Origin of the sequence: Streptomyces xiaopingdaonensis, assembly GCF_000262345.1 — a bacterium.
GTDB classification, from domain to species: domain Bacteria; phylum Actinomycetota; class Actinomycetes; order Streptomycetales; family Streptomycetaceae; genus Streptomyces; species Streptomyces xiaopingdaonensis.
Genome location: NZ_AJTQ01000002.1, coordinates 1 through 871 on the forward strand (window position 1 = coordinate 1; position 871 = coordinate 871).

General features: G+C 79.3%; 1 pseudogene. It reads left to right on the forward strand.

Going from position 1 to position 871, the window contains the following annotated elements:
• A pseudogene (locus UWG_RS0100105) lies at positions 1-871 on the forward strand (hypothetical protein); the annotation flags it as partial.

The window sequence follows — 871 nt, forward strand, 5'->3', positions numbered from 1 at the left end:
CTGACGGAGGCGCTCCGCATCCGCTGCGCCGAGCGGCCCGCCGTACTCCTCCTCGACGACGTCGTCGACTCCGAGCAGGTGCTCGAACTCCTTCCGGAGAGCCGCCGATGCCTCGTCCTCGCCGTCGCACAGGGCCCGCTCACCGGCGTCCCCGACGTACGCCCGTGCGCGCTCGGCGGCCTCGACCGCGCCAGCTCGGTACGGCTCCTCGCCCACCGCGCGGGGGCGACCCCGCGCGTCACGGTCGACCCGAGAGGCGCCGAGTCGCTGGCGCAGGAGTGCGCCGATCTGCCGGCCGCGCTCCTCCTCGCCGGAGGCTGGCTCCGCGCGCATCCCAAGGCGTCCGTCGTCGACGCGCTCGGCCGCCTCACCGCGGCCCCCTGCGACGACCGCCCCCTCGAACCCCACGCCGACCCGCTCGCCCGGGCCTGGCGTCTCGTCCGCTCGGCGCTGACCCCGCGGGCGCTCCGGCTCGCGCCGCTGCTGACGCTGGCGCCCGACGGGACCGCGGACGTCCAGGCCGCCGCCGCGCTCGCCGGCTGCGACGCCGCGGCGGCGGCCGAAGTGCTCGCCGAACTCCGGGAGTTCGGCCTCCTCCGGGCGCGCGACGACGGCTGGTTCGCGCTCCCCGGCTGCCTGACACCGCTGCTCCGCGCCGAACTCGACGCGGGCCGTCCCGCCGACGCCGTACTCGCGACGGCCCGCATGGGGGAGCGGACCCTGCGCCGGCTCGTCGCCTGCCGCGCGGCGGCCGAGCCCTCGGGCTCGCCGGCGCGGCGCCGGGCCGCGGCGCTGCCCGCACCGCTCCGCTTCTCCTCGGCACCGGCCGCGGCCGAGTGGCTCGCCGCGCACCGCGAGTGGCTCCTCGCCT